The organism is Thalassotalea euphylliae (assembly GCF_042682785.1).
Classification (GTDB): domain Bacteria; phylum Pseudomonadota; class Gammaproteobacteria; order Enterobacterales; family Alteromonadaceae; genus Thalassotalea_F; species Thalassotalea_F euphylliae.
Genome location: NZ_JBHUIB010000012.1, coordinates 174,363 through 200,984 on the forward strand (window position 1 = coordinate 174,363; position 26,622 = coordinate 200,984).

At 42.5% G+C, this 26,622-nt stretch carries 26 protein-coding genes; 14 read left to right on the top strand and 12 right to left on the bottom strand.

Annotated features, from left to right (window positions below):
- Positions 1–26 precede the first annotated feature (26 nt).
- Positions 27–1,112: a PilZ domain-containing protein gene (locus ACFSJY_RS15310; protein WP_386036115.1), complete on the top strand. Its 1,086-nt coding sequence runs from the start codon at positions 27–29 to the stop codon at positions 1,110–1,112.
- Position 1,113: 1 nt separating this feature from the next.
- Positions 1,114–1,815, top strand: coding sequence for a hypothetical protein (locus ACFSJY_RS15315; protein WP_386036118.1), 702 nt, complete (start codon positions 1,114–1,116; stop codon positions 1,813–1,815).
- A 30-nt stretch (positions 1,816–1,845) separates the two neighbouring features.
- On the opposite strand, the gene ACFSJY_RS15320 is transcribed toward ACFSJY_RS15315, so the two are convergent.
- From ACFSJY_RS15320 to ACFSJY_RS15330, 3 genes are all read right to left on the bottom strand, one after another.
- Positions 1,846–2,769, bottom strand: coding sequence for a manganese-dependent inorganic pyrophosphatase (locus tag ACFSJY_RS15320; RefSeq protein WP_386036121.1), 924 nt, complete (start codon positions 2,767–2,769; stop codon positions 1,846–1,848).
- A gap of 136 nt (positions 2,770–2,905) precedes the next feature.
- Positions 2,906–3,397 carry a hypothetical protein gene (locus tag ACFSJY_RS15325; protein WP_386036124.1) on the bottom strand — a complete coding sequence of 164 codons (492 nt, stop codon included), beginning with the start codon at positions 3,395–3,397 and terminating at the stop codon, positions 2,906–2,908.
- Between the two features lie 180 nt (positions 3,398–3,577).
- Entirely contained in the window at positions 3,578–4,546 is a 969-nt protein-coding gene (locus ACFSJY_RS15330) for a class 1 fructose-bisphosphatase (protein ID WP_386036126.1), read from the bottom strand.
- Between the two features lie 225 nt (positions 4,547–4,771).
- Between ACFSJY_RS15330 and ACFSJY_RS15335 the strand changes: the two genes are divergently transcribed.
- Together ACFSJY_RS15335 and speB are read left to right on the top strand one after the other, a co-directional pair.
- A complete protein-coding gene (locus ACFSJY_RS15335; protein ID WP_386036129.1) occupies positions 4,772–7,201 on the top strand; it encodes a zinc-dependent metalloprotease in 2,430 nt (809 codons plus the stop codon).
- Positions 7,201–8,019: an agmatinase gene (gene speB, locus ACFSJY_RS15340; protein WP_386036132.1), complete on the top strand. Its 819-nt coding sequence runs from the start codon at positions 7,201–7,203 to the stop codon at positions 8,017–8,019. The genes ACFSJY_RS15335 and speB overlap by 1 nt, the downstream gene beginning before the upstream one ends.
- A gap of 34 nt (positions 8,020–8,053) precedes the next feature.
- Here speB and ACFSJY_RS15345 read toward each other — a convergent pair whose 3' ends face one another.
- From ACFSJY_RS15345 to ACFSJY_RS15355, 3 genes are all read right to left on the bottom strand, one after another.
- Positions 8,054–9,235, bottom strand: coding sequence for an alpha/beta hydrolase (locus ACFSJY_RS15345; protein ID WP_386036135.1), 1,182 nt, complete (start codon positions 9,233–9,235; stop codon positions 8,054–8,056).
- Between the two features lie 340 nt (positions 9,236–9,575).
- On the bottom strand, positions 9,576–10,502 hold the full coding sequence (locus ACFSJY_RS15350; RefSeq protein WP_386036138.1) for a DMT family transporter: 927 nt from the start codon (positions 10,500–10,502) through the stop codon (positions 9,576–9,578).
- Complete coding sequence (locus tag ACFSJY_RS15355) at positions 10,495–10,656, bottom strand: hypothetical protein (protein WP_386036141.1); 162 nt, start codon at positions 10,654–10,656, stop codon at positions 10,495–10,497. The genes ACFSJY_RS15350 and ACFSJY_RS15355 overlap by 8 nt, the downstream gene beginning before the upstream one ends.
- Before the next feature lie 148 nt (positions 10,657–10,804).
- Here ACFSJY_RS15355 and ACFSJY_RS15360 point away from each other — a divergent pair, with 148 nt between their 5' ends.
- The 3 genes from ACFSJY_RS15360 to elbB are packed head-to-tail and all read left to right on the top strand — an operon-like array spanning position 10,805 to position 14,176.
- Positions 10,805–12,262, top strand: coding sequence for an aminotransferase-like domain-containing protein (locus ACFSJY_RS15360; RefSeq protein ID WP_386036144.1), 1,458 nt, complete (start codon positions 10,805–10,807; stop codon positions 12,260–12,262).
- Between the two features lie 40 nt (positions 12,263–12,302).
- Positions 12,303–13,529 (top strand): multidrug effflux MFS transporter, encoded by a 1,227-nt coding sequence (locus ACFSJY_RS15365; RefSeq protein ID WP_386036147.1) that lies wholly within the window; start codon positions 12,303–12,305, stop codon positions 13,527–13,529.
- A complete protein-coding gene (elbB, locus tag ACFSJY_RS15370; protein WP_386036150.1) occupies positions 13,526–14,176 on the top strand; it encodes an isoprenoid biosynthesis glyoxalase ElbB in 651 nt (216 codons plus the stop codon). The genes ACFSJY_RS15365 and elbB overlap by 4 nt, the downstream gene beginning before the upstream one ends.
- 157 nt (positions 14,177–14,333) lie before the next feature.
- Here the strand turns inward: elbB and ACFSJY_RS15375 are convergent, their stop codons facing one another.
- Positions 14,334–15,176: a LysR family transcriptional regulator gene (locus ACFSJY_RS15375; RefSeq protein WP_386036153.1), complete on the bottom strand. Its 843-nt coding sequence runs from the start codon at positions 15,174–15,176 to the stop codon at positions 14,334–14,336.
- A gap of 105 nt (positions 15,177–15,281) precedes the next feature.
- Here ACFSJY_RS15375 and rimK point away from each other — a divergent pair, with 105 nt between their 5' ends.
- From rimK to ACFSJY_RS15395, 4 genes are read left to right on the top strand one after another with little or no spacing between them, the layout of a single operon-like run.
- Positions 15,282–16,187, top strand: a complete 906-nt coding sequence (gene rimK / locus ACFSJY_RS15380) for a 30S ribosomal protein S6--L-glutamate ligase (protein ID WP_386036156.1) — start codon at positions 15,282–15,284, stop codon at positions 16,185–16,187.
- A 35-nt stretch (positions 16,188–16,222) separates the two neighbouring features.
- Positions 16,223–17,257, top strand: coding sequence for a succinylglutamate desuccinylase/aspartoacylase family protein (locus tag ACFSJY_RS15385; RefSeq protein ID WP_386036159.1), 1,035 nt, complete (start codon positions 16,223–16,225; stop codon positions 17,255–17,257).
- A complete protein-coding gene (locus ACFSJY_RS15390; RefSeq protein ID WP_386036162.1) occupies positions 17,254–17,688 on the top strand; it encodes an ATP-dependent zinc protease family protein in 435 nt (144 codons plus the stop codon). The genes ACFSJY_RS15385 and ACFSJY_RS15390 overlap by 4 nt, the downstream gene beginning before the upstream one ends.
- 9 nt (positions 17,689–17,697) lie before the next feature.
- On the top strand, positions 17,698–18,570 hold the full coding sequence (locus tag ACFSJY_RS15395; protein ID WP_386036165.1) for a mechanosensitive ion channel family protein: 873 nt from the start codon (positions 17,698–17,700) through the stop codon (positions 18,568–18,570).
- A 2-nt stretch (positions 18,571–18,572) separates the two neighbouring features.
- On the opposite strand, the gene ACFSJY_RS15400 is transcribed toward ACFSJY_RS15395, so the two are convergent.
- The 5 genes from ACFSJY_RS15400 to aroQ all read right to left on the bottom strand — a co-directional run bounded on the left by ACFSJY_RS15400 (position 18,573) and on the right by aroQ (position 22,197).
- Positions 18,573–19,520: a CorA family divalent cation transporter gene (locus ACFSJY_RS15400; protein ID WP_386036168.1), complete on the bottom strand. Its 948-nt coding sequence runs from the start codon at positions 19,518–19,520 to the stop codon at positions 18,573–18,575.
- A gap of 93 nt (positions 19,521–19,613) precedes the next feature.
- Positions 19,614–19,775: an oxidoreductase-like domain-containing protein gene (locus ACFSJY_RS15405; protein ID WP_386036171.1), complete on the bottom strand. Its 162-nt coding sequence runs from the start codon at positions 19,773–19,775 to the stop codon at positions 19,614–19,616.
- 114 nt (positions 19,776–19,889) lie between these two features.
- The gene (gene accC / locus ACFSJY_RS15410; protein ID WP_386036174.1) at positions 19,890–21,236 is read right to left on the bottom strand and encodes an acetyl-CoA carboxylase biotin carboxylase subunit; all 1,347 of its coding nucleotides are present in this window, start codon (positions 21,234–21,236) and stop codon (positions 19,890–19,892) included.
- A 23-nt stretch (positions 21,237–21,259) separates the two neighbouring features.
- The gene (gene accB / locus ACFSJY_RS15415; RefSeq protein ID WP_386036177.1) at positions 21,260–21,718 is read right to left on the bottom strand and encodes an acetyl-CoA carboxylase biotin carboxyl carrier protein; all 459 of its coding nucleotides are present in this window, start codon (positions 21,716–21,718) and stop codon (positions 21,260–21,262) included.
- Positions 21,719–21,741: 23 nt separating this feature from the next.
- A complete protein-coding gene (gene aroQ, locus ACFSJY_RS15420) occupies positions 21,742–22,197 on the bottom strand; it encodes a type II 3-dehydroquinate dehydratase (protein WP_386036180.1) in 456 nt (151 codons plus the stop codon).
- A 207-nt stretch (positions 22,198–22,404) separates the two neighbouring features.
- Between aroQ and ACFSJY_RS15425 the strand changes: the two genes are divergently transcribed.
- The 3 genes from ACFSJY_RS15425 to ACFSJY_RS15435 are packed head-to-tail and all read left to right on the top strand — an operon-like array spanning position 22,405 to position 26,618.
- On the top strand, positions 22,405–22,968 hold the full coding sequence (locus ACFSJY_RS15425; RefSeq protein ID WP_386036183.1) for a hypothetical protein: 564 nt from the start codon (positions 22,405–22,407) through the stop codon (positions 22,966–22,968).
- Positions 22,946–24,163: a hypothetical protein gene (locus ACFSJY_RS15430; RefSeq protein WP_386036186.1), complete on the top strand. Its 1,218-nt coding sequence runs from the start codon at positions 22,946–22,948 to the stop codon at positions 24,161–24,163. Before ACFSJY_RS15425 ends, ACFSJY_RS15430 begins: the two co-directional genes overlap by 23 nt.
- A 4-nt stretch (positions 24,164–24,167) precedes the next feature.
- Entirely contained in the window at positions 24,168–26,618 is a 2,451-nt protein-coding gene (locus ACFSJY_RS15435) for a bifunctional diguanylate cyclase/phosphodiesterase (RefSeq protein ID WP_386036189.1), read from the top strand.
- Positions 26,619–26,622: the final 4 nt, after the last annotated feature.

The following is a 26,622-nucleotide window of genomic DNA, read 5'->3' on the forward strand; positions in this document are numbered from 1 at the left end:
TATGAAGATATTCTTTGGAGGGTAATATGGATATTCCTAATCCTGATCCGCGAAATCATAGACGGTATTTGGTTAATTTCGATGGTATGTTTCAAGGGAAAAAAAAGCAACGCTGTCGAATAATGGACCTTAGTCAAAGCGGCTGCAAAGCGATGGTTAAGACCAACAATAGCGAGGTTGGACAAAAGTTAAAATTAAAGCTAGATGAAGATTCTGCTCCCATGGAAGTAGAAGTGATGTGGAGTGACGGTCCATTTGCAGGGTTATCATTCACGCGAAATGAGCAAGCAGGTAACCTTTTAACCGTTCAGCCAGTCGTCAAAACAAGGCTTATAAAATTCAAAGAAAACCTAATCAGTTTCTTTAAAAATGACATCGTCAAAATGTTTGAGGTGTTAATCGCATTTCTAGGCATCGCAGTCATCATCTATCAAACTATAGATTTGAAGTGGCAAACCAAGCTGCAAACTACTATCAGTATTGAAGACAGTGAGCGCTTTATCAATAAATTGATGGTCGACAATGCTGGGTTTCGGAATGCCCTATTTGTTCCAATCAAGGATGAGACGAGTGAAGAAGCTCAAATGGCTAGAGCGGCTATGTTTATTTTCCTCCAAGAATGGCAAAAAATGCACAAAATTAAGCATCTGGGGGGGATAGATAAAGTCCATTGGCGTGAAATAGAAAATATTATTAAAGCCACTATTAACGGCAGTGAATTTTTACGTACAAGCTTATACAACCCGTTAACCTATACCGGCTTCAGCCAAAAATTCAGCACCTACATGCATGGCTTAATTATTCGGTACTGGCAAAATAAGTACAAAGCGTTCAATGGGGGCAATAAAGAGGAGGTTGACTTTAAACAAACGGTGACGTCTGCCGTTGAAAAGAATCGGGCATTTAGCCGATATGCGCAGACTCTCTTAGCCGAAAAGTCTTCTTTGGTTAGTCGGCTAGATAATGGATACAACGGTGAAGTTGCATTTTTTTCTGCCGTAGCAGGTGCTTATCACCGAGCGATTTCTGAAGATTATGAAGAATATTTGGCGGGATACGACGAAGAATTTTTGACCTACATTATAAATATCAATTCACAGGGTGGCACTTAACTTGAGTAACAATAAAAACAACACCGGTATGTTGGTTGTAAGTGTTGATAGTAAAAACTTTAAAAGTGCGTTTTTGCGCTCCGTTCTACCTCAACTGTCAGAGCGACACGACAATGTCTTCATTGTTGTGGCAGACGAATTGATGGTCTATAACCGCCTTACACCAGAATTGACTGTGGAAAAATGGCAGTCTCTGATGGCAGGGTATTGGCAGGAAAGATACAACAGTATTGCAAAAGTCGTGAATCATTTTTCTTTAGCCAATGTGCAAGTTAAGCCATATAACGAGTTTTGTGACCCCGCTTTTTCCTCTATTTTTCGACGCTTTTGGCAGCTTTCATTGCTGGATGCTGGTATTTCTGATCTCGTTAACGAAAAAGTCGCTTGGTTTCAGTCCAGCCGTGTTAAAGAATTTGATGCCCCCAAAGATACCGAAGCTTCAATCATTAGGCAGTTTGTTGTCGAGGAAACTGCTTGGTCTATCCATATGGGCCTGAATTACGGTGTTAATGCTGAGTATTACCCGAATGATTCAGCAGCTTTACTCGAATATTTGTACACTAGTGACAGTGCGGAAACATTGTTTAATAAATTGGGCTATGAAGTTTTCGAGCGGCAATTCTGGAGTATAAATACAGAAAAAATAGAACGGGAAGAAGAGCCTTTTGAGCTCGTTTGGGAATCAAAAAAGCCCGTCAATTGACGGGCTTTTTCAGTAATACGTATTTAGCGATTATGCTAATGAATCTTGCAGTGGCGGAACAACTTGTTTCTTGCGGCTCATAATGCCATCAATCCACACTTTACCGTCTACAGACGCCTTACCGTAGGCTTTCTCTGTTAAATCGTCGTTGTTACTGACAACGAGAATTTCAGAGCCTTCTTTCATGATATCAGTTAACACTAACAATACACTGTGGTAGTCGCCTTCTGCTTTAATCGTAGCGATATCTGCTTGAAGGTCAGCTTTCATGTCATCAACAAGGTTTAAGTTGATAAGTTCTAACTGGCCAATACCAACTTTGTTACCGTGCATGTCGAAGTCTTTGTAGTCGCGTTTTACTAAGTCGCGAATAGGCGTGCCTGCAACAGCAGATTTTACTTCAAACATTTCCATGCCAAGTGCTTTGTAATCTTCGATACCAGCAATTTCAGCAAGCGCTTCAACACACTTGATATCAGCGGTTGTACACGTCGGTGATTTGAAGATAACGGTGTCAGATAAAATCGCACACATCATCGCACCTGCGATATCTTTTGGAATCTCAACACTGTGGAAGTCGTACATCATCTTGATGATAGTGTTAGTACAGCCGACAGGACGAATCCAACATTCTAGCGGCGTAGATGTCGTGATATCACCTAGTTTGTGGTGGTCGATAATGCCCAAAACTGTTGTATCGTCGATATCATCTGGACCTTGAATGCGATCAGAATGGTCAACAACGTAAATGCCGTCGGTGTCAGCAAAGGTCATTTTCAATTCAGGTTGTTCGAAACCAAACTTATCTAAGATGAATAACGTTTCAGGCGATAATTCACCTAAACGTGCAGGTTTTACGTCTTCACCGATTTGGTTCTTAAGGTATGACAGCGCAATTGCTGAACAAATAGAGTCTGAATCTGGAACCTTATGTCCTACCGCGTAAGCTGGCATTGAGATTTCTCCAAGCAAAAAATTTGTATTCGTTAATGGGCGCGTATTCTAGCAGTTTTTATTGCATAAAAAAAAGCCGCATTGTTAGCAGCAATGCGACATTTCAGTAGACTGTTTGATTATATCTTGTTGCGCACTAGTTATGGTTATCGGAGTCGATGACTTCACGTGTTTTTGTTTCAACACTTATACTCAACTTTTGGTAAATACCAAGGGCAACTATAGACAATGAAGAAACGAATATTAGCGATGCTGGGTAGATTAACAAACTTAAATTTTCTGTGCCTGCTTTGAAAATATAAACGAGTCCTTCAATGCTTACCGCAATAGAAATAATCGCCATTATTTTGGTGATTGTTTTTCTGGCTTCCTCTGGGTTGCGCAGTTCTTTTTCACTAAAGACTTCTTCTTCTATCATGTATTGCGCAACATCAACGAGTGCTGCGGCTATGATGATGGCGCCTACAGACTGGAGGATAAGCGGAATGAAGCCGTCCTTATCGTCTGTGAACAGACTGGCGAATATTTCATAGACTGACCACCCCATCGTAATTAGGGCGATTAAAATTAAAACAAAAGCAGCGATAAAATGAATGACAGTCAGTAACTTATTGAACGTTGATTGCATAAATCTCCTATAAATCTTCGCTCAAGGTATTTTGCCTTGAGTTATCAATTAATGTACTGATAAGTGTAGTCTGTGGATCGCTATATATTTAATTTTTATGCGAAATTTTATTTGTTTGAAGACATAAAAAAACCGCACCTCTAGAGGTGCGATTTTAGGTAGGAATGCGTTGTAGGAAGCTTATTTATAGTAGCTCAAACATTTCTCTACTTCGTTTTTCGAACCCATGATGACTTCAACGCGTTGGTGAATATCGGTAGGCTCAATATCCATAATGCGACCTTGGCTTGTCATTGCTAAGCCGCCAGCTTGTTCAATTAAGTAGCTCATCGGGTTTGCTTCATACATCAAACGTAGTTTGTATGGTTTTTCAGGATTTTTGTTGTCAGCAGGGTAGGTAAAAATACCACCACGACATAACACACGGTGAATGTCACCCACCATGGCAGCAATCCAACGCATATTGAAGTACTCGCCACGAGGACCTGACTCACCAGCAACTAAGTCGCTGATGTAGTTTTGCATTGGCTCTTCCCAGAAACGTTGGTTCGACATGTTAATCGCAAATTCTCTGGTATCGACAGGCACTTTTACATTGCGCTCAACCAATAAGTAACCACCGTGCGTGCGGTCAAGCACGTAGAAATGAGTACCTTTACCCGTAGTCATCACTAGCATGGTTGATGGGCCATAAAGCACATAGCCAGCACATACTTGTTTGTTACCTGCTTGTTTGAATTGCGCAGGATCGTCAGCTGCTAAATCTGGATTCGCTAGGTGAATAGAGAAGATTGTACCAATCAGCGAGTTGATATCGATGTTTGAACTACCATCAAGCGGGTCAAACGAGACAATGTATTTACCAGTTGGATCACCAGGAACGGATGTATCTTCTTCTTCTGATGAAATCGCTTTAACAAAGCCTGATTCTAATACGATATCCTTGAACAATTCGTTGGCAACAACGTCGAGTTTTTTCTGAATTTCACCTTGAATGTTTTCATCAAGCGTTGAACCCATCAAACCACCCAGTTGCGCTTGGCTAACACGGAAAGAAATTTCTTTTGTTGCAGCTAAAATGGTTTTGATAAGAGAGATTAAATCTAAAGGAACATGGTCGTCACGTAACGCTGGAGCTAGTCGTTGCATTTTTTTACCTAATTGCTCAAACGCCAAAAATGGCTATGGTTAATGGGTGGCTAGAATACACATTGAATCTGAACAGATGATTGTATAACTTATACAAAATTACTTGCGTTTGATTTTTTATTCGCCAGCATTTTGATCAAATTCACTGAAAGTTTTCAAAAAAACTTTCTGGGGATTATATCCCAAATTTGTGACCGTTTTTAGTAAAAATAATAAGGAATTAGGATGAAAAATTTTCGTCTGTTGTCAGCCTTGCTCTTGGTCATCATTGTCAGTCCAATTTCTTGGGCAGATATTGCAAGCTTCGCTAAGGGGAAAGACCTTCATCAGGGTTTTTTCTCGTATTACATAGATGATCAAACAGGTAAAGTTTACCTAGAAATTGATGCGTTTGATCAACCATTCTTATTCCAGAGTAGTATGCCGCACGGTATAGGCTCGAATGATATTGGTTTAGATCGTGGTCAGCTTGGCGATACGCGAATCGTCCAGTTTGAGCGCGTGGGTGACAAGGTCTTTTTACGCCAATTAAATACGTACTATCGTGCGAACAGTGACAACACGTTAGAACGCCAGGCCATCGACGAGGCCTTCGCAAGTTCGATAATTTGGGGCTTCAAGGTTGCTGAAAGTGATAAAGATAAAGTCGTTGTCGATTATACGCCTTTTTTATTGTCTGACATTCATGGTGTTGGCGAGCGTTTAAAAAACACCAAACAAGGTAACTTCAAAGTAGATGCGACGCGCAGTGGCTTATACAAGAAACGCACGAAAACCTTTCCTAAAAATACCGAATTTGAAGCAACTATTACGTTTAAAGGCAGTGGTGCTGGCGACTACTTAAAATCAGTTACGCCAGACAACTCGGCTGTTACCGTTAATTTTCATCACTCATTGATTGAGTTACCTGACGATAACTATCAACCACGCCAATTTCACCCATACAGTGGTTACTGGTCAATTAGCCATGCAGATTATGCGACAGCGATTGATGAGTCGCTAGTGCAACGCGTTATTCCTCGTCACCGTTTAGCAAAGAAAGACAGAGATGCGGCAAGTTCAGAAGCGGTTGAGCCTATTGTTTACTACCTTGATGCCGGAGTCCCTGAACCGGTTAAATCTGCGCTTATCGATGGCGCTATGTGGTGGAACCAGGCGTTTGAAGCCATTGGTTATGAAAACGCCTTTCAAGTTAAAATTCTTCCCGCAGACGCAGATCCTATGGACGCCCGTTATAACGTGATTCAATGGGTGCATAGAGCTACGCGCGGATGGTCTTACGGTTCGTCGATTATCGATCCTCGTACGGGTGAAATCATTAAAGGTCATGTGACCTTAGGTTCGCTGCGTGTGCGCCAAGATTATTTAATTGCGCTTGGCTTAACTTCCCCATTCAGCGCTGAGAATGTCGACACCAGCAAGCAAAAAGAAATGGCACTAGCGCGTATTCGACAGCTTTCGGCCCATGAAGTAGGGCACACATTGGGCATTGCCCATAACTTTGCCGCAAGTGTAAACAGTCGTGCATCGGTAATGGATTACCCACACCCTTATGTTCAGCTAAAAGGTGGCAATATCGATTTATCAGAGGCTTATGATACAGGCATTGGCGTGTGGGATAAGTATGTTGTTGCTTACGGCTACAGCGACTTAGCACCTGAGATAGAAAGTGAAGCCTTGGCAGGTTTAATCGCAAAAGCACAGAATGACGGTTTGCAGTATATGTCTGACCCTGATGCGCGACCTAAATCAGGCGGTCATGCAACTGGACACTTGTGGGATAACGGCGAGAATGCAGCCACAGAATTGTCACGAGTACTGCAAGTTCGTGAAAAAGCGCTTAGCGATTTTGGTTTGAATTCAATTGCTGTTGGCACGCCACTTTCTGAGATTGAGCAGGTACTTGTGCCTATTTATAACTTTCACCGTTACCAAGTTGAAGCGGCAGCTAAATTGGTCGCTGGCGTTAATTATTCTTATGAGGTGAAAAAAAGCGATAGTGCTGATGGTGTTTCACCTGTTGAAGGAGAGATGCAGTATCAAGCTATCGAAGCACTACTGAGCACGCTATCTGCGCAAACGCTTACGCTTAATGATGAGCTTATTTCGCTAATTCCACCTAAGGCTTACGGATATCGTCGTGATCGTGAGAGCTTTAAGGCAAATACCGGAATTACGTTTGATCCGGTTAGTGCTGCTGAAGCCTCCGCCAAGCATACGGTTAGCTTGATGTTAAACGCCCAGCGTTTAGCACGTTTAGAGCAGCAGTCGGTAATGGGCAAAGATATACCGTCAGTTGAAAAGCTTTTTGACATGATGCTAGACGCAACGGTACGTACTACGAATCAAAAGGGTCTGGCAATGTTGGTGCAACAGCGTGTTAACCAACAAGTCGTCGAGCATATGCTTGCGCTGTGGCACAACAAAAGTCTAGTGACTGAGGTACGGGCGCAACTTTATGTGACGCTAAAAGACCTAGCTGACTGGTTAGATGACAATCGCAAATCACGTAAATACCAAGGCATGGGCGCACAATTCGCTTTACTGGCCGAGCAAATCGAATTCAGTTTAGAAAATGGAAAACTTGTCACGCCGGCATCAACTATCACCTTGCCACCAGGTTCACCTATTGGCCAAGACGATGGACACTTTTAATGGTGAGAACTTATCGTGCCGTTTCATTGCTGGGGATTCCGTTCGACGATAATTCATCGTTTGAACGGGGGCCAGCTCTAGCGCCTGATGCTGTTAAGCAAGTACTTACTTCAGGTTCATTAAATAAAGGCACTGAACTTGGTGTGAACTTAGCAGATAATCCTAAATGGTTTTTTGCTGACAATGTGCAATTTGCTCAAGACATGCATTTCAATGATGCGATTGAGCAAGCGGTAGCTGCACAGCTTGATAGTGGGCAACTGGTGTTGTCACTGGGTGGAGATCACAGTGTTTCTTACCCTATCTTGAAGGCTTATGCGAAGCATTTTCCAACATTGAACATTCTTCATATTGATGCGCATTCGGATTTATATGACAGCTTTAAAGGCAATCGCTTTGCTAACGCCTGTCCCTTCGCTCGTGTGATGGAAGACAATCTTTGTCAGCGATTGGTGCAAATCGGTATTCGTACTTTGAATCAACATCAAGTCGAGCAAGCACAAAAATTTGAGGTGGAAATGGTAGAAATGCGCCATTGGCCGCTTGAACAACCACTTACGTTTGACGGTCCGGTTTATCTGTCGCTGGATATTGATGGCATTGATCCGGCTTTTGCTCCGGGGGTATCTCATAGAGAACCCGGCGGGTTAACGACGCGAGAAGTGATCAATTTGATTCACCAAATCGATGCGCCGCTAGTGGGAGCTGATGTCGTGGAGTTTAACCCCAATCGTGATATCGACGGTGTAACAGCGCAAGTTGCCGCAAAGCTAACCAAAGAGTTAGCAGGGAAAATCATCGAAAGTAGCCTGTCTTAAATAGCTACTTTCGATGAAAACAATGCAAGAAAAGTTATTCAGGCGCGTTTGCTTCAGCAGTTGAAGATACTTGATATTTGGTTAAGGTTTCTTGATGCTTTCTTTGCCAAAATTCAACAAGCTTGTCGGAATGCTTAACCGCCAGTTTCTGTGTCGATATCGCTTTGTCTGTTTGCTCTAAAGTAAAGTAAGCCGCTGCTAAAGCGTCGTAAGCAAAAGCTGAATCCGGGTATTGTTCAATGGCTTTTTGCAAGATGGCGATTGCCGCCTTGGGTTCTGCTTCGAGTAAAGCATTGCCTAGTGCTTTTAGAGAAGGTTGTGCAGAAACCTCAAATCCATATTTCTCGTCAGAAAGATATTTATAGTGCTTGATAATCGCATCAGCGCCTTGTTTTGCAATGTCAGAGTCTGGCGCTAAACGTTTATGTGCATCATCAAAAATTTCTTCAATGGCATGACTTGTGGCGAGTACCGGTTGTGTCATGTAATACGTACCATCAAAGCGCTTAATACTCACAGTAAGGCTTTTAGGAGCAGCGTTAACAAGTTTATCTGTAATAGCTGAAAATGCTTCTAGTTGCGCTTGTTCATAACCACTATCACTGGTCGATAACATAACGTAGCGAGGCTTTTCTCCAAAAGCGGTCATTTGCTTTTCAATCTTTTCAGGGAAGTTGAGTGGGTGCTCTTTCAATACAGGGCTTGCTAAAATATACGCGTTAAATAAGTCAGGCTTATCAAGCATTAACCCAAGGCCCACCGCTGCATTTCCTGTAAAGCCGCTATAGATTTTAAAGCCGTTGGTTCGATATTTGTTCGTTATTGCTGCGAGTAAATCCTTTTCAATGTAGTCAATAAGGTGTTGATTTTTACCCTCCCAGTAATCGCTATATATCTCACGAAATTGAGGGTTATAGTCGGTCGGCGTCACAATAATGGTTTCTATCCATGGCCATGCACCGTTATGACTCATCCAGTCATGCATGCCTGCATGTAGAGGTTGGCTGCGCTTGTGGAAGTCGACTAATAGTACGTATTGCTTATCTTTTTTGTCGTGATAGTTAACAGGCAAGGTAACGTTGTAGGCGACAGGGTCCTTGGTCAATGTTGACGAAACTTTTAGCACCTCAATAGGGTTAAGCTCTGTTACTTCCACCGCTTTTACGGGATTGAGCAACAGTGCGACACTCAGTATTGCTAACGTGATGAAGCGCATAGGTTTATCCCTCTTTTTTTAATTGTTTTTGTTTTTACGATTCCTTTCGTATTTTATAGCATTGTTGTTTCTTTTATTGCAAATGAATGTTTAAAAAGTAATCTCAGTCACAGAATTTCGATAGGCTGAGAGTGTCGATATGTTATGTCGACCCAGTTTTTTTGCTTGGAGCAATAAAAAAGAAAAGGGGCATGGCGGGAAGGAAGTGCCATGCCCACGGCATAACGCGCTTAGTCGTTGTGCGCTGCCAATAATACTCAACTGATTGTTAAGCCGATGGATAGTCGTCATCAATAGTCAAGCGAAAACAAAACCAGTTGAGGTTAAAAGGTATCAAATACTAATCAGTAGCGAGTTGATTTGTCACAAGTTTTTCGTCTTCTTCGGATTTTTTCTTTTTAGGCTTAGCTAAGACAACGAAGTTTCCTGCCATAATGGCGACGAAGCCTGCAACGGTATATGCGTTCCATTCAAATCCTTCAACAACTGTTGAGATGGCAACAGCTACTGCAGGAAATAAAATATTCGCGTAAGACGTTTTGTGTGGGCCAATTTTTGTCATCAGTGACAAGTAACAACCAAAGGCGATCACAGAACCAAAGATTGACAAGAATACCAGCGAGCTGACATATGGCACAGACCAGTCAAAGGTGAACGTTTTGCCCTGAACGATAGTCATAAACGCCATGAAGATGGTGCCATACAGCATGCCCCAGGCGTTTGATTGAACAACGGGCATATTGTCATTTTGATTGCGGATTGACAGCATATTTCCGGTACTGGCTGACGCAGTGCCAATTAGACAAAGCACTAAGCCATACAGCGTCATATCACTCATGCTTAATGAATCAATTTGTGGCCAGAACAGCACAATAATACCGATTAGTCCTATGCCGCCGCCCAAGACTACTTGGCCTGTTATTGGCGTTTTATACCAAATACGGGCATTGATAATGTTGAACAACAACAAGGTTGAAAAGCCAATGCATGCGAGCGCCGAATTTATATGTTGCTGTGCTTGATATAACAAGAAGTAATTTAAACCAAACAGCGTCATGCCAAAGAGTGCAAGACGGATATGTTGAATACCCGTCATTTTCATCGGTAGCTTGCGAATCAGGCAGTAAACAAACAAAACGCCTGACGCTAATAAGAATCGGTAGGTGACAGAAGCTTCTGGTGCGACATCACCTAACTGGTAATTTATCGCAATCCAAGTGCTTCCCCATATGAGTACCGTTAGTAAATATAAAACGGCATTATTCATGATGTTCTCCCGACGCGTTAGCGCAGCATTTCACTGATTTGGACATTCGCACGTTTTGTGTTTCTTGCTGAACAAGTCGTTTACCAAGCTCGCGCTTAGTAACGGCGTTAATCCACGCGATAAGAAAACGGTTAATTAGTGGCATAAATAACATGACGTGCTCCTTCTTTTCTATTCCAAATAAAAAATTCCAGTAGTAATACTGCGTTAGTTACCTCGGTATTCGTTGATAATGGACAGTCTATCGACTATTTGTTTTAATAACATATACAGAAAAACGAAAATGAAACCTATACAGTTTTATGAAAGTACTTGATCGCAAAGCACCTGATTTTTTGTATCAACAAATTGTTGATTTCATTGAAAAACAGCAAAGAGATGGCTTGTTGAAACCAGGAGATAAACTCCCAAGTTTGCGGAAATTAAGCAAACAATTAGAGATCAGTGTACCAACTGTTAAGCAAGCTTATGTTGAGCTAGAGCGACAAGGTCGTGTCTGTGCTCGGCCACAATCAGGCTACTATTTGAAAGCGCAGCAAGCACGAACGTTGCAACCAAGACCCAACAAGTGGGCAGGTGCAAAACCTGTGGAAGTAAAATGCCGCAGTTTGATCGAACAAGTCTATGATGCAGTCCATTTACCAGACACAGTCGCTTTGGGTATTTCAAACCCTGTACACACGCATCCACCAGATAAAGCATTAGCGCGTTTGATGCGTTCGGTAATCAGTCGAGTTGCCGAGAAAGCGGTAAGTTATGGACCGTCCAATGGCTGTCCTAAGTTACGGATGCAATTAGCGTTTCGTTATCAAGAACAAGGTGTTGCGGTAAATTATCAAGACATGGTGATAACTAACGGCGCTCAAGAAGCATTGTCGATAGCGCTGCAATGTGTAGCGGAAAAAGGTGATGTTATTGCCATAGAATCGCCATGTTTCTTTGGTTTAATAGAACTGATAGAAAGTTTGGGTATGAAAGCGTTAGAGGTGTATACCTGCACAGAAGACGGTGTCAGTCTGTCGGAGCTCGAAAAAACGCTGCAACAATACAATGTAAAAGCGTGTATGTTTTCTACGGCTATCAATAACCCGTTAGGCTCATTGATGACGGAAGAAAAGCGTCAGAGCTTAGTTGCTATGCTTGAGAAACATAATATTCCCTTGATTGAAGATGATGCATACGGTGATTTGTATTTTGAAGGGGTAAGACCGAAGCCAGCGCAACTTTATTCTGAAAAAGGTTTAGTATTAACGTGTTCTTCGTTTTCTAAAACCGCAGCGCCTGGCTATCGTATTGGCTGGTTAATCCCTGGAAAATATGAAGAGCAAGCGAAACGAATTAAACGTGCGCAATCATGCTCTACACCTATGTTGCAGCAATGGACACTCACTGAATATTTGCTGACAGGTGAATATGACCGTCACCTTACGGTGCTGCGCAAAAAGCTGATATACAACAGTGAACGTATGCGCGCGCTGATAGCGGAGCATTTCCCCAGTGAAGTGTGTATTTCAAAACCGAAAGGTGGCAGCGTGCTTTGGGTAAGGTGCCGTTCGCATGTAGATACGGGCGACTTTTTTCAAGAAGCGATTGCGCAAGGTGTTAGTTTTGCACCGGGCCGAACGTTCTCGCCATCAGGTAAGTACAAAAATTATATGCGTATCAGCTTTGGCGTGCAGTGGTGTGAAAGAGTGGAAGAAGCCATTAAAACGTTAGGGCAGCTCGCCTTCAAATATCAAGAACAAGCACTTAGTGCATAAATTTAGTGTATAAACGCCACACGGCAATACAGGAACTTTAGTGACAAAAACAGCGGCCCCAGTTTCGTTAGCTATTTTATTACCCGTTTTAGCTTCTATTATGGCGGTGTCTCCGCTCGCGATTGATTTATATTTGCCAGCGATGCCTGTCATTGCTGCTGAACTCTCGACCGATATGTCGATGGTGCAAAATTCACTAAGTATCTACTTGGTGGGATATGCCTTAGGTCTTTTGTTTTTCGGGCCTCTTGCTGACAAGTACCCTAGACGTTACCTAGTGCTTACTGGGCTGATAGGTTTTATCGGCTTTACCTTTTTACTCTTGCTTTGTAAGAGTATCGAATCGTTTTTAGCGGTTCGTATGGCACAAGCATTTGTCAGCAGTGCAGCAACAGTCGTGGTGCCTGGTACTATTCGAGAATATTACGGCAAAGACACAGCCAAAGGGCTGTCTTATGTCAGTATGATCATGATGGTGGCACCTATGATTGCTCCGGCAATTGGCAGTGTATTTTTAACCATACATAGCTGGCAGGCTATTTTTATCGGATTGGCAGCCTACACCTGCATCGTAGTGGCGATGGTAGCGAAGGTTTTGCCCAACTCAACACAACTCTCGCGTCAGCAAGTCAGCTTTTTAGGGCGTTATAAAATCGTCCTTGGGCACAAAGGGGCAAGATTGGATCTGATTTCCTCAATGATGATTTCATTGGCGTTCTTTGCCTATATTACCGCTATTCCATTTGTCTACTTAACGGTGTTTAAGGTCAATGAATTTTGGTTCTCTGTATTGTTTGCCATCAACGTATTGGCACTAATGACCGCCCATTTTATTAATTCTAGACTCGTGGTACGCAAAGGCTCTAGACGTATGTTGCAGTTTGGTTTGATGGTGTCGATTGTTAGCTCAAGCGCACTATTATTGGTTAATATGCTAGCGTTGCCTCTGGCTTATACAGTAGCAGCCGTTTTGCCGTTAATGGGCAGCATTTCTATGGTGGCGGTCAATGCAGATGCGTTGATTTTGCAGGAATTTGCCAAGCAGTCCGGTACAGCAACCGCTGTTATAGGTGTTTTACGATTTGGTGTCGGTGGTTTGGCTGGCCCTATTTTAGCGCTGGCATACGATGGCACGGCACTGCCGTTTAGTGCGCTAATGTGGTGTTCAGTGATAGTGGTGGTGATTTGTCAGCTACCCCATTTTATTGGCGCGAAACATAAACATAATAATAAACAACTAACAGATACACATGGAGATGTTTCATGAAGAAAGTAGCCGTTATATTAGCAGGCTGTGGTGTTTTTGATGGTGCGGAAATTAATGAAGCCGTGCTTACCCTTTTACATATTGCTAAAGCAGGTGCCAGTTACCAATGCTTCGCACCAGATATGATGCAAATGCATACCGTTAACCATATCACTGGAGACGAAATGGCTGCGAATCGCAATGTGTTAGAGGAAGCTGCTCGAATTGCACGAGGCGATATAAAACCTGTGACTGAGCTTAACGCTGAAGACTTTGATGCGTTGATTTTACCTGGTGGTTTTGGTGCAGCAAAAAACCTTTGTGATTTTGCGGTAAAAGGTCCTGAAGCAGTCATGCAGTCTGATGTGCTTGCAGCGTGCAAACATTTTGCTGACGCTGGCAAAGCAGCCGGTTTTATGTGCATAGCACCAGCGATGATCCCAATGGTATACGGACAAGGTGCGAAAGCGACGATTGGTAATGATGCTGATACCGCTGCCGGTATCACAGCATTGGGCGGCGTGCATATTGATTGTGCTGTGGATGACATTGTGGTCGATGAAACTAATAAAGTCGTCAGTACGCCTGCTTATATGTTAGCGCAGAGTCTTGTTGAAGCAGATGCTGGCATCGGCAAGTTAGTCACCAAAGTGTTAGCGCTAGCCTAGCTTAATACTTGCGTTTATGAACAAAGCTACGCATACGACCGTGGCTTTTTAATTTCTTGTGAAAAAATATTTAACAAGTTTGAAATAAAAGTCTTGTTTGATAACTTTTTTCTATCAGACTGTAAATAAAAATTTATCTAAGAAATAGTGGTATCTGTTAGTTTCTTAGGTAAGGAAACAGCTGCAGAGCATCTTTGATAAGTGCCGTTTTATAGCTTTTGGCAAGGTACATGGCGTAAATGTCTCGGCTATATTGCGGGGCACCTTCGACCAAATGCAGTTTGCCTTTACGAATAGCCTCAAAACACATCTGTTTTGGCAAATAGGCAGACCCACCTGCTTCTAAAATAAAATTAAGGGCTATACGAGGTTGGCTCATGTTATGGCGTACCTCAGTACATTCTACAAAATCTCTCAAATATTGTGAGTTTACCGATTCACCATAATCCACCATTACCATATTCTCTAATTGGTTTATCGTTGCCGAACTGCTGGTGCTGACAAGCTGCAATGGCACCGAGCTAACTTTCTCTGTAACAATGTTTTCAACAAAAGGAGGCTCAAAAATAAAGGCGATATCGAGCAAACGACTAAGGATTTGCTTACGTAACTCAATAGGAGAGTATGTTTGTGTATGTAAATGTACGTCGTCGAGATTACGGTGAATTTTCTGCAACCAATCTTGCAGAACAATATCCCAAATAGACATCATTGAACCAACGAATAGTTGCGATGAGCTACCGGGTGCTATACCAACATCCTGCTTAAGCTTTTGCCACATGACCAACATTTCATTGGCATGACGTATTAGACGATGGCCTTCTGCGGTCAACTTGACACGCTTTTGTGAGCGGTCAAACAGCTGGATGCCTAGCTCTTCTTCAAGCTGCTTGATTCGACTGCTGACAGCGGCCTGTGTGATAAAAAGGTTTTCTGCGGCTATCCTTAGGTGCAACGTGTGGCTAACTTCTAAGAATGTGGTGAGTAATTCGAGCTTCATTCGTTATTTTTGATAAAAAATATTTATTAAATAGCCTAGTTTATTTTGATTTTGTTTTCACTTTTTTTCGACTATCTTGCCGCCATCAAACTTAAGGAATTAAAAATGAAAATTGCTATTTTATCGCGTAATGAGAATTTGTACTCGACTCGTCGTATTGTAGAAGCGGCTCGCGAGAGAGGTCATGAGATAGATGTGATTGATACGCTCCATTGTTATATGGATATCACACGCAGTCGGCCTGCTGTCCGGTATCACGGTGAAGAGTTACCAACATACGATGCGATTATTCCGCGCATTGGTGCCTCTATCACATTTTACGGTACTGCGGTGGCCCGGCAATTTGAAATGATGGGTACCTTTAATGTCAATGAGTCAGTAGCGATCAGTCGATCTCGAGACAAATTGCGCTCTTTACAATTGTTATCGCGCAAGGGCATAGGTTTGCCGCGCACCGGCTTTGCTTGTAAGCCTGATAATATTAAAGATCTAATTAAAAATGTGGGTGGTGCACCGTTAGTGATTAAGTTGCTTGAAGGAACACAGGGGATTGGTGTTGTACTTGCTGAGACGGCAAAAGCTGCAGAGAGTATTATCGAAGCATTTATGGGCCTTAAAGCGAACATCTTGGTGCAAGAGTTTATCAAAGAAGCAGGTGGCGCAGATATTCGCTGCTTCGTCATTGGTGATAAAGTTGTTGCAGCCATGAAACGTCAAGGGGCAGAGGGAGAGTTTCGTTCTAACCTCCACCGTGGTGGCTCCGCGGAAGTGGTGAAGTTATCGAAAGAAGAGCGTGCTACAGCCGTAGCCGCAGCGAAAGCGATGGGGCTTAATTGTTGTGGTGTTGACCTGTTGCGCTCGCACAATGGGCCAATGGTGATGGAAGTGAATTCTTCACCTGGGCTAGAGGGGATTGAAAAGGCAACAGGGTTAGATGTTGCGGGTAGTTTAATTCAATTTATTGAGAAAAATGCCAAGTTTGGCGCTACGCGTACGAAAGGGAAAGGATAATTGCTGCATGCTACGTGCTGAGCAAGGAAACAGATATGCAAGAATTAAAAATTGGTGAACACGTTATATTGCCGGGTGAAACTAAGAAAATAGATTTGCCCGTGGCTAAGCTATACACAGATGCCGATGTGCATTTACCGGTTTATATTATTCGCGGGAAGAGACCAGGACCAACAATGTTTATTAGTGCCGCCGTGCATGGTGACGAACTTAATGGCATTGAAATCATTAGACGGCTGATCAATTTAAAGGGATTTAAGATTACGGCAGGGACATTGATTGCTGTTCCCATGGTTAATGTATATGGCGTTGTGAACCAAAGTCGCTATATGCCTGACAGGCGCGATTTAAATCGCAGTTTTCCTGGCTCAGCTAAAGGTTCATTAGCAGCGCGCGTGGCAAACATATTCTTAAAAGAGATTGTTAGTCATTGTGACTACGGCATTGATTTGCATACAGGCGCTATCCACCGCTCTAACCTGCCGCAAATTCGTGCGCAGTTGCAAGATGAGGAAACACTTGAGCTGGCAAAAGCCTTTGGCGTTCCAGTGATACTAAACTCTGAGATTATAGATGGCTCTTTGCGTGACGCTGCCGTTGATAGCAAAACTAAAGTGTTGCTCTATGAAGCCGGTGAAGCGCTGAGGTTTGATGAGTTTTCAATCAGAGCGGGAATTAAAGGCATTGTTAATGTCTTACGCCATCTTAAAATGATGCGAAAAGGGCGCTCAAGTAAGAAACAAATCAATTACTTTGTCGCCAACAACAGTAGTTGGGTGAGGGCAAACGCTAGTGGTATTGTAAGCCATCATTTTCAGCTAGGGGACCAGGTGAAAAAAGGCGAAGTGCTTGCCGATATTGGTGGCCCTTATGGTGAAGCGTTAGGTGAGGTTGTTGCGACAAAAAGTGGCGTTATTATCGGTAAACAGAATATTCCTCTTGTCCAAGAAGGTGAAGCCATGTATCACATTGCCTACTTCAAAGAAGATGATGAAGAGGTTGCCGAGCAGATTGAAAACGTTGAAGAAGAGTTAGTGGCAATTACCAAAAATAGTGAAGCATTATTATGAACGACAGAATAATTATTGGGCGGCTAGAAAATGTAGACTTACCTGAGCTGGCGATTAGCCAGCTCACGGCGCGCGTAGATACGGGAGCACAAACCTCTTCTTTGCACGTGGACAATATTGAGCGCATCTCTATCGGTGGTAAACCCGGCGTAGCATTTGATATTCATCCAGAGATTCACAATGTTGATAAAGCTGTTCGATGCAAAGCTCTGCTGCATGATGTACGCAAGGTAAAATCGTCTAATGGTATGAGTGAACAGCGTTATGTGATCAAAACTCCTGCCGTCATGGGAGCTAGTGAATGGGATATTGAGATTACGCTAAGTGACCGTTCTGACATGACTTATTTAATGTTAATTGGTCGTCAGGCTTTGGGCGAGCGATTCTACGTTGACGCGGCGAATGCGTTTGTTGCATCTGAGCAAAATTAAGGCACTTTTATGCTGGCGGAAATAAAGCATTATTTAAGTTATCCATTATTTACGTTTAACGAACGTGTGATTACTTTGTTGGAGGTACTAATGGTACCTCTTTGGCTCATTATCAGTATTTGGTTGTCGCGTGTTTTTATTGGCAAATTAGCAACCCGATTAAAAAACAAAAATAAAGACCCCAATATCGTACACCTGATTGAGCGGGTACTTTATGTCATCGCTTTAGCCATTATTTTTATCACGACGCTGTCGATGCTGAATGTACCGATTACTGCCTTTGCCTTTTTATCAGGTGCTATTGCGATTGGCTTTGGTTTTGGCGCGCAAAACATCATTAATAACTTTATCAGTGGCTGGATATTGATGGGCGAAAAGCCTATTCGTATCGGTGACTTTTTAGAAGTAGAAGGCGTTAAAGGCACAGTAGAAGAAATAAATACGCGTTCGACCCGTATACGCCGTGTTGATGGTGTCCATATGTTAATTCCAAACAGTAAACTGTTGGAAAATACAGTGATCAATTGGACATTACGTGACAAGTTGGTCCGAGGCACTGTGCGAGTAGGTGTTGCCTATGGCAGCGACAGTGAAAAAGTTGCCTCTATTATGTTAGCAACAACTTCCCAGCAGCCTGAAGTGTTGGATACACCCAAAGCCGCCGTATTTTTTCAAGATTTTGGCGATAACGCATTGATTTTTGAAGTGTACTTTTGGATTAATTCGCAAGTAGAAGGGGGTCTTCGCCTCGTTTCTAGTAACATTCGCTTTGCTTTAAATAAGGCCTTTGAGGAGCAAGGAATTGTTGTGGCGTTCCCTCAACGGGATATTCATATCGACGGAACATTGGCATTGAAACATGAAAACCAACCTAAAGGCTGAGATTATAAAAATTTCAGCCGTCTAAATACCAAGTATTCTAAAACGCCAATCACCAATAAAATGCCGCAGAAAAGATAGAACGACTGTTCGTTCTCTACGCCCGGCATCCCGCCGATATTGATGCCGAACAATCCAGTGAGAAAACCCAGTGGTAAGAAAATGCCTGCAATTATCGACAATATATAGGTGTTCCGATTCATAAGTTCGGCATTTTGTTGTGCAATTTTAGCATTAATGACATCTACTTGGGCGATGTAAAAATCGATGGACTCAACTATTCGGCTGAGTACATCTTGCTGATTTGCTAAGGCCAATGAGAGCGATTCAAATATCGGCATGTTCGCGCGCACTACAGCATTTAGCGCATGTGCTTGCGGCTTCAAAAATCGATTAAGCTTCAACAGTTTTCTCAGCATATCGTTGAGCTCTAGTGCGTCAGCCGGATCGAATTTATCTTTGTCTTGAGCATCAATAAATTCTTCTATCGGATCCAAAAATGAGTCGATGCGCAAATGCAATTGAGTAAGCAGCTCGATCACCAGTTGCGGAAGATCACAAGGCCCTTTGCCTCTCGCCAGGCTAGCACTGGTTGCTTCAATAGCGCGTGACGTTTGGCTGTTGCAAGTGATCAAGCGGTCGCCCGTATACAGCATTCTCACGGTAAGCATATCGTCTGGTTGCTTACCTTTGTTCAGGTTTACGCCACGCACAATTAGTAAAAACGCATCGCCTTCTAAACGTTGAAATCGAGGTCTGGTGTCGGAGGCAAGTAGTGACTCAATAATACTTTCATCAATGTTTTCTTGTACTAGCCATTGGTGGAAGTTGTCATCGGTGCGATTGCAGTGTAACCAGGTATTTGGCAGGTTTAGTTCGTCGAGGTCAGATATCGCTTTAGATTGCTTACCGTTGATGTGCCAAGCTTCGTATATGTATTCCCTTAATGCCATACCAATCTCTCGTAAACTATTGACACTTTGTTATGCCATATTTCTTGTGGCAACAAAAGCTTATTGGGAGAGCTTATTGGAATAAACGGCCTTTTAGTCTGAACTTTGCTTTTCTTTTTCTCGACGTTCTGCTTCTTGAATGCGCCACTTGCGTCGCTTTTCATAGAAAATATCCCAAACACACGGCGTGCAGGCGCTATCACAACACTCGTTTTCGCCTGGTGGGGTGGGTTTTTCTATAATTTCTTCACTCATTTGTATTACCTGTTTTTTCACTACGTACGAATTATACATGAGGCTGGATTGATTTTTCATTAGGCATAAAAAACGCCAGCATAAAGCTAGCGTTTTTGATAGCGATGAAACAGTTTATTCTTGTTCCGCTAATTTCTTTTCTAAGTAATGGATGTTCGCACCGCCATTAACAAAGCCTTCATCATTCAAAATATCTTGGTGAAGTGCGATGTTTGTTTTGATGCCATCTACAACTAATTCATTTAGTGCATTACGCATACGAGCGATTGCGACAGCACGGTTGTCACCATAAGTGACCAATTTACCTACCATCGAGTCATAGTGTGGCGGCACAGAGTAGTCTGCATAAATATGAGAATCCCAGCGTACGCCCATACCACCTGGAGGATGGAAGCGGGTAATTTTACCTGGTGAAGGGATAAACGTACGAGGGTCTTCAGCATTGATACGACACTCAATAGCGTGACCAGCAATCTTGATATCGTCTTGTGTGTAAGACAAAGGTTGTCCAGCAGCAACGCGCAGTTGCTCCTTGATCAAATCAACACCTGTGATCATTTCAGTTACAGGGTGCTCTACCTGAATACGCGTGTTCATTTCAATGAAATAGAATTCACCGTTCTCGTATAAGAACTCAAACGTGCCAGCACCACGGTAGTCTATTTCGATACATGCACGGCAACAACGCTCTCCAATTTGCTTACGCATTTCTGGTGTTATACCCGGTGCAGGCGCCTCTTCCACTACTTTTTGGTGGCGACGCTGCATTGAACAGTCACGCTCACCTAGGTGGATAGCATTGCCTTGGCCGTCTGCAATGACTTGTATTTCAACGTGACGAGGGTTTTCTAGGAATTTCTCCATGTAAACCATGTCGTTATTGAACGCTTGACGTGCCTCAGTTTTAGTTAACTGAATGGCTTCAAGTAGCTCTGATTCTTCGCGAACGACACGCATACCACGGCCACCACCACCACCAGATGCTTTGATGATTACTGGATAGCCGATACGTTTACCATGTGCAAGGTTAGCATCTGCGTCGTCTGTAAGTGGACCATCAGAACCAGGTACACACGGAACACCAGCAGCCTTCATTGCTTTGATAGCAGCTACCTTGTCACCCATGATGCGGATACTTTCTGCTTTAGGGCCGATAAATGTGAAACCTGATTGTTCCACTTGCTCAGCAAAGTCAGCATTTTCAGCAAGGAAACCGTAACCCGGGTGAATAGCAACAGCATTAGTCACTTCTGCCGCTGTAATTATACTTGGAATGTCCAAGTAACTTTCTGTAGCTGGTGGCTTACCGATACAAATGGTTTCGTCAGCAAGCAAAACGTGTTTTAAGTTTTTGTCTGCTGTTGAATGCACCGCTACCGTTTTAATACCGAGTTCTTTACATGCACGTAAAATACGTAATGCAATTTCTCCTCGGTTTGCGATAACAACTTTATCTAACATGAAACTAGCCTTATTGGTTGGGCTTATTCAATGATGAATAGCGGTTGGTCAAATTCAATAGCGTCTTCGTTTTGCGCTAAGATTTCTTTGATAACACCTGACTTGTCAGCTTCAATTTGGTTCATCATTTTCATAGCTTCAACGATACACAGTGTATCACCAGCATTCACATGTTGACCCACTTCAACAAACGCTGGTGCTTCTGGCGATGGCGATGCGTAGAATGTACCTACCATTGGTGAACGTACAACGTGGCCAGAAAGTGCAGGTGCTGCTGACGCTTCTGCTGGTGCCGCAGCCACTGGCGCTGCAGGTGCTACTGCAGGCGCTGCTGCCATCGGTGCTGCTTGCATCATAGGCGCTTGTACCATAGTACCGCCTTTGTTGATGCGGATTGACTCTTCGCCTTCAGAAATTTCAATTTCGTTGATACCTGATTCTTCTACTAACTCGATCAGTTTTTTAATTTTTCTAATATCCATGTGAACACCTTTGTGTCGTTTAATTATTCGTTGTGAGAACTTAATGCTGAAATAGCAGCATCAAGCGCGAAAAAGTATCCCTGAGTCCCTAAACCACAAATCACGCCCTTGGCTATATCAGACAGGTATGAGTGATGCCTAAAAGGCTCCCTCGCATGTACGTTTGATAGATGTACTTCAATAAATGGAATATTCACTGAAAGTAATGCGTCTCTGAGTGCGATGCTGGTGTGGGTGAAAGCAGCAGGGTTGATAATGATGTAGTCAACTTGTTCAAAAGATTGGTGAATTTTATTTATCAAATCAGCTTCAGCGTTTGACTGGTAACATTCAAGTGCAATACCACGCTTTGCTGCATGTTCTACGAGTTCTGTGTGAATGGCGTCCAGCGTCTTAGCGCCATAAATCTCAGGCTCACGCTTCCCTAACATATTTAAGTTTGGGCCATTAAGTACTAAAACGTTAAACTTTGCAGACATATTCTTTAATCGTGTTGTTAATTTTGTAGTTGTTCATTGATAGTGGCATACACTAGTTAAAAAACAAACAGCAATTAACAAAAAACTACATTTAATATCAAATTGAAGAATATTATAGCTATATCGACGAAATTCGCAGCAAAATACTGGTCTAATCACTTATTGGTGCAATTTGTTCATGAAAATTTCTTTGATGTGGGCGGGTATTTGTCTACAATTAACGGGAACGGATCACGTTATATGTATGAAATACATAAGATTGTGGTTGGGGACCGGTTACTAAATTCAGTTTTTTGTAGTGTTGATTGCAGTAAGCATTATATCAATGACGAAGTATACAAGGACGTTGTTATTAACAAGTTAGCCATTTTTACAGTATGTCTTTTGCTGTCGCTCAAAGCGCTTGGCAGCGAAGTTAGTGCCATCACTCATCCCTCTGTTGAAAAATCTGCCTATACCAAATTAGAGCTAAGACGTATTTTCTCGAAACGAGTGACCAAGTGGCCAAATGGTCAACCCATCGTCGTTTTCGTTTTAGAAAGCTCTCATCCTCTCCATAAACGCTTTTCAAAAGAAGTGTTAAAAATTTTCCCTTATCAGTTGGACCGTATCTGGAACAAAATGACGTTTTCGGGCGTCGGCACTGCTCCTATCGTTGTCAAAGACTATGAAACCTTGCTCAAGGAAGTTAGAGAAACCCCTGGTGCGATTGGGTATGGAGAAAACATCACGCAAGAAGGAGGCCTGCATGTTGTTGAAATTAAAGAATAACTTCTTTCTTGTTGTGCGAATGATCGCAGCGATTACAGTGACCACTTTTGCTGGAGCAACCTGGGCAGCTGAAGAAAGCCGAAATCTTCAAGTCCATGGATTTGTCGCGCAAGGTGTTGCTCAGTCTAGTGGCAGCGACTTTGTTAATGACGATGGCGATATTTCAGGTGAACTGACGGAAATCGGTATTAATACTTCTTATCAATTCAGTGAAAACCTTCGTTTTGCAGGACAAGCGGTATACCTGAACGGTGGTAACCGATACGCTGAAGGCGCGCGCATTGATTATGCTCTTATCGATTGGGCTGTGTTTCAAAATCTTGATGAAGAACTTCATATTTATTTAGGCCGGTACAAAAACTACAACTGGCTTTATTCAAGTACCCGTGATGTGCCAATGACGCGTCCGTCTATTGTATTGCCGCAATCAATTTATTTTGATGGGTTTAGAGATATTGCTGTCGGCGGTGACGGTGTCGCATTAACGTACTCTTTTGCTACGGAACAGTTTGGCGAGTTTGACTTTAATTTAAGCTACGGCACATCTGATATTTCGGATAAACAAACAAAAATTATATTGGGTGAGTTTGCCACAGGCGATATGAGCCATGATCGTGACATTCAAACAAGCTTATTCTGGCGTCCTAATGATACGCAATGGCGATTTGGCGCATCGTTACTAGATAGCGACTTTAGTTACGACCAAGGCGAAAATGACACCTTTTTTGATAATGATATCGTGCTCCAGCGTTACACGTTTAACGCTATTTATGAGGGCGAGCGTTGGGAGTTCTCAACTGAATTACTTCAAGAGCGTTTTTTGCTCAAAGGTTTTTATTTTCCTGACTTTAAACAAGACAATATTGGGCAAGGATTTTTTCTTCAATCTCGGTATAAGTGGCAAGATAATACGCGTCTACTGGCACGGTTTGAGAAATTTTGGTCTAACAAAGATGATAGAAACGGCAGTGAGCTAGAAGAAATATCTGGCGGTTTATTGCCTCATTATTTCGGCTATCAACATGACTTCGTGTTAGGCGCGGAAATAGATTTAGCATCAAATTTACGTTTGCAGATTGAACATCATTGGTATGAAGGTACGGCGCGTTTAACACCTGTAGTGGTGCCTAACGTGCAACTTAATGATGAAGCACATTGGCAGTTATGGGCAGCTCAGCTGATTTATTGGTTCTAATCACATGGCAAAAACGTTTGTAAGTGTACCCGTCAAACTACTGAGCCTTATCGTAGGCACATTGCTGTTGATGAGTGCAGGCTTTTCGACGTTATCTCTTTGGCGCTTACAAGACGAATTTGACCAGTTTCAAGATGATAAACACGCACTAAGTGTTAGCCAGTTCAATTTGGAAAAGGAAGGGCTGGACAACCAACTTCGCATTTGGGTGGAGTCTTTCTCAGACATTGTTGGCGTTGCTGAACAAGAAAGTTTCGATACATTAATGGGAGCGGTTGCGGAACAATTTTACGCCTTGCAGTTGCATTTGAATGTAGAAAAGCTTTGGCTTGTCGATGAGAACTTTCAAACACTATGGTTATCGCCTGATTTTACGCCTCGCCTGGTGAGGGAGCATGTAGGGGAAGTGTTAAAACTTCAAGAGCCTTTCAGTTCTATCCATTGTGAAAATGATTGTCAGTTATACACCAGCGTACCTGTTATAAATGCGAATGGGCAGATAGCGGTTATTACTATGTCAGCCTCGCTCATAGACGTCATTTTTTCGTTAAACAAAAGTTTGAGCAGTGATGTCGCTGTGATCAGTATGCCCAGTACGCGTGAGTTGCAATTAGGCGCAGCTAATATTATTTCGGCATCAGATAAATCGCTTGCTGAATCGCTATTTAATCAAGGTTATCCACCATCGGATACGCTGAACATACTCAACAACGGTTTAGAATTTTCTATTGACGATAAGCATTACCTGATGAATATCATGCGTTTGGCTCGCTACGAAAAGCTGAGTTACTTCTTAGTGATATTTGACGATTTAAGTGATGTAAAAAAGAGTAACGAAGACTATAGAAAGTACTTTTTAATCACAGAGTTATTAATATTTTTAGCGTTTGCTATCCTCGTATTCTTTATCACTAATCCATTTACACGCCGTCTCATTAACTTGTCAAACGCATTACCGATGCTCGCGCAGAAAGAATTTATCGAATTCCGTAAGGTGCCATTGACGAGACGTAGTTTGTTTGTAGACGAGCTCGATATTTTGGCGAATTCAGCACAAGAGCTTAGCTTTGAACTAGAGCAATTGAATATTGAAGTAGAGCAGAAAACGAAAGAGCTCGAAAATATTGCGATGTACGATTTATTAACAGGTCTGCCAAATCGCAATATGCTCAATTTACAGCTAAAAAAATTAGTTGCTAATTTACATCGCTCCCCAGGTGGATTGGGTATTCTCTTTCTCGATTTAGATGACTTTAAAAAGGTAAATGATAGTCATGGACATGGCGAAGGTGATCGCTTACTCGAAGAAGCTGCAAATCGTGTAAGAACCAGTATTCGCAAAGTGGATATGGCGTGTCGTTTTGGTGGTGACGAGTTCGTCGTCATTCTAAACCAAATAAAGTCGGTTGAAGACGCGATTATCGTGGCGGAAGATATCCTTAATCGCTTCAAAGCACCAATAAAAATAGATTCAAGTATTTTCTACGTTTCCACCAGTATTGGTATTGTTTACAGTGATAATGAGAGTATTCGCGCAGATGATCTTGTTAGTTTTGCAGACATTGCTATGTATGAGGCTAAGAAAAGCGGTGGCGCGCAATACCACATTTACCGCCCAGAATTATTCACTCGTGTTGCACAGCGTGTGGCGATTGAAGGGGAAGTAAGACAGGCACTACTGAAGAAACAGTTCAGCTTAGCCATGCAGCCACAGTTAGAGGCAAAAACCAAACGGCTAGTTGGTTTTGAAGCCCTTTTACGCTGGTATCACCCAGAGCGGGGAATGATCCCGCCAGATGAATTTATTCCGATTTTAGAAAATTCAGAGTATATGATAGAGCTGGGCTACTGGGTGATGCGTCGTTGTTTTGAACTTGCGGTTGAGTACAAAGAGCATGGATTAAAAGACTTTACTATTGCTATCAATTTATCAGCAATGCAGTTTCTTGACCCCAATTTGAATGATTATTTACGTCAATTGATGCGTCGCTTCAACATGCCAGCGAAATACTTTGAATTAGAGTTAACAGAGCAAACACTCGTTTCAGATATTGATCGCGCAATTGATGTCATGAAACGCTTGAAAGATATTGGCTTTACCTTTGCCATCGATGACTTTGGCACAGGTTACTCATCGCTCGCCTATTTGAAAAAAATGCCAGTAGACGTCATTAAGATCGACAAGAGTTTTGTGTTTGGTATGTTGGAGAATGACTCTGATTACCAAATTATCATGTCGACCATCGCCATGGTGAAAAACCTGCGCTTGAAAGTGGTGGCCGAAGGCGTCGAGAGTAGTGCACAACTGCGCAGTTTAACCATCAACGACTGTGATATCGTTCAAGGTTACTATTTCTCTAAACCGATCCCAGAAAAAGATGTTATTGATTTTGTTGATGAGAAAATTGATGACGGTTACTGGAAAACACAAGTAAAAAAACCTGCCGATAATTAAGCTG